At 69.4% G+C, this 2,371-nt stretch carries 3 protein-coding genes and 1 pseudogene; 2 read left to right on the top strand and 2 right to left on the bottom strand.

Annotated features, from left to right (window positions below; genetic code table 11):
- Positions 1-192: pseudogene (locus tag ACSDR0_RS50150) on the top strand (heat-shock protein HtpX); the annotation flags it as partial.
- Positions 193-243: 51 nt separating this feature from the next.
- Here ACSDR0_RS50150 and ACSDR0_RS50145 read toward each other — a convergent pair.
- Together ACSDR0_RS50145 and ACSDR0_RS50140 are read right to left on the bottom strand one after the other, a co-directional pair.
- Entirely contained in the window at positions 244-462 is a 219-nt protein-coding gene (locus ACSDR0_RS50145) for a helix-turn-helix transcriptional regulator (protein WP_435296054.1), read from the bottom strand.
- A gap of 13 nt (positions 463-475) precedes the next feature.
- On the bottom strand, positions 476-877 hold the full coding sequence (locus ACSDR0_RS50140) for a hypothetical protein (RefSeq protein WP_435296053.1): 402 nt from the start codon (positions 875-877) through the stop codon (positions 476-478).
- Positions 878-954: 77 nt separating this feature from the next.
- On the opposite strand from ACSDR0_RS50140, the gene ACSDR0_RS50135 reads away from it, so the two are divergent.
- Positions 955-2,181, top strand: a complete 1,227-nt coding sequence (locus ACSDR0_RS50135) for an alpha/beta hydrolase family protein (protein WP_435296052.1) — start codon at positions 955-957, stop codon at positions 2,179-2,181.
- The last annotated feature ends 190 nt before the right edge of the window (positions 2,182-2,371 follow it).

Below are 2,371 nucleotides of genomic sequence, written 5' to 3'. Positions count from 1 at the left end.
GAGGCCGTCCAGGACTCCGACGTGGTCATCACCATGGGCTGCGGGGATGCCTGCCCGTTCTTCCCCGGCAAACGCTACGAGGACTGGAAGCTGGATGACCCGGCCGGCCAGGGCATCGAGGCCGTCCGGCCGATCCGCGATGAGATCCGCACCCGCATCGAGAAACTCATCGCCGAGCTCGACGCCAGGTAACCACCGCTCGCTCGCGCCGACCGGCTGGAAGCCGGCCTGAGGGGTTCAGGATCAGGCCGGGTCGTTCGTCGTGTCCGCCCGGTCGGGCAGGAAGATCTCCTCGATGGTCAGACCGAAGACGTCGGCGATGGTGAACGCCAGGGGCAAGCTGGGGTCGTACCGCTCGGTCTCGATGGCGTTGATGGCCTGCCGGGAGACTTGGCACCGGTCGGCCAGGGCGGCCTGGCTCCACCGGCGGGCTGCTCGCAGTTCGCGTAGTCGGTTCTTCACGGGGGCGGCGCCTTCATCGGTGCAGGCGGGTGCGCAGGTCGGCGATCACAAGCCAGATCCCCACCCCGCCGAGGAGGATCAGCTGCGTGAGCTGATGGAGCTGGATGACGCCCACGGCGTCGAGCACGGTGGCCACTTGCAGTGCCACGAGGACCGCCGCGAAGGCGATGGCCATGCTTTCCAGCTGGACCTTGCGCAGGTACTCGTCTGCACGCCGGAACGCCCGCAGCAGGACCCAGGCCACGGCGAGCGCGAACACGGCCGTAGCCGCGATCCACCAGGCCTTCTGCGTGGTGCTCTGGTCGGGATCACTGCCTAGCGCCAGGGCCACCGGGCCCAGAATGGCCACGGGTAGGCCGTCGATGAGGACAGCGCGGCGGGCCGCGAGCGTCACTTGGTCCTGCTGTTTCACCATGACACGAAGGTAAAGCAGCCCTTCCATACAGTCAAGCTTCCTTGACTTAATGGAAGGCTGACCTTACATTTTTGGCCATGTTGAACGCGAGACGATCCCTGAGCCTGACCCGACGCTCGCTGCTCGGCGCTGTCGCGGTGTCGGCCATCGCCCAGCCTCGACGCGCCGAGGCTTCACCCGGTCCCGCGGCAGGAGCCCGTACGCCGGCTCCGGTGCGGCTCACGCTGCCCGCACCGAGCGGCCCCCACCCGATCGGCACGGTCTGGTTGCACCTGGTCGACCGGGCACGCATCGATCCATGGCAGCCTTCCCGCCCGGCCCGTGAACTCATGGTCCAACTCTGGTACCCCGCGCGTGCCGCTCGTGGCCACCCGTTCGCGCCGTGGATGTCACCCGCCGCCGTCCCCTTCTTCGAGCAGGCACAGGGCATCCCACCCGGCACGCTGCTCCTGCCGACCTCCCATGCCCGGGTGGCCGCACCGGTGGACCGCGGCCGGCGCGGGCGGCCTGTCGTCGTGTACTCGCCCGGCCTGCGCAGCGACCGCAGCCTTGGCACTCTTCTGGTCGAGGAGTTGGCCAGCCACGGCTACCTCGTCGTGGCCGTCGACCACACCTACGACGCCGACCAGGTCGAGTTCCCCGGCGGGCGCGTGGAGAGGTTCGCCATCACCGGTGACGTCGACGACGCCCTCATCGGCAAGGCCCTGGTGGTACGCACCGCGGACACCCGGTTCGTGCTGGATCAGCTCACGGCGCTCAACGCCGGACACAACGTGGACGCCGGGCGGCGACGCCTTCCACCCACCCTCACCGGCGCGTTCCACCTGCCCCGCACCGGCATGCTCGGCCACTCCCTCGGTGGCGCCACGGCCGCCGCCGCCATGCGCGCCGACCAGCGCCTGCGGGCCGGCGTCAACCTGGACGGCAGCCTTTTATCACCCGCCACCGCGGGCACCGACCGGCCCTTCCTCCTGTTCGGCAGCGACCCCGGTCCGGGTCCGGAAGATCCCAGCTGGGACCGGTTCTGGGCCGGCCAGCACGGCTGGAAACGCGAACTGGCCCTCACGGGCTCCACCCACACCTCGTTCACCGATCTCGAAACGCTCCTGCCCCAGGCCGCGGCCAGCCTCGGGCTCACCCCCAGCCAAGTCGCGCAAGCAATCGGCACCCTCGCCCCATACCGCGCCATCCGCGCGCAACGCGACTACGTACGAGCGTTTTTCGACCTTCATCTACGCCACCACGACAGCCACCTGCTCCAGCACCCCTCACCCCGCTACCCGCAGATCCGGTTCATCCGCTGAGGGATCGACCGTCTCCCTGGGACGGTCGCACTGTTAGTACGACAACGACAGGTTGTTATGTGGGTCTTCGTTTGTGGACGGCCGACCGGCCGCTCCCCCTGGCGTCGGCGGGCTCACACGCTCGCGGACTCGGCCAGCGGGGTGAACAGCGCACCCAGGCGGGCGACGGCGGCCGGGACGATCCAGTAGT

Source organism: Streptosporangium sp. G11, assembly GCF_051192615.1.
In the GTDB taxonomy this organism is placed as follows: domain Bacteria; phylum Actinomycetota; class Actinomycetes; order Streptosporangiales; family Streptosporangiaceae; genus Streptosporangium.
Note: the sequence above shows the minus strand (reverse complement) of the source record. Positions and strands in the feature narration are given on the sequence as shown.

What these genes read in the sequence shown, in the direction of transcription:
- ACSDR0_RS50140 (WP_435296053.1), bottom strand. Translation starts at nt 877, where the DNA reads ATGGTGAAACAGCAGGACCAAGTGACGCTCGCGGCCCGCCGCGCTGTC.
- ACSDR0_RS50135 (WP_435296052.1), top strand. Translation starts at nt 955, where the DNA reads ATGTTGAACGCGAGACGATCCCTGAGCCTGACCCGACGCTCGCTGCTC.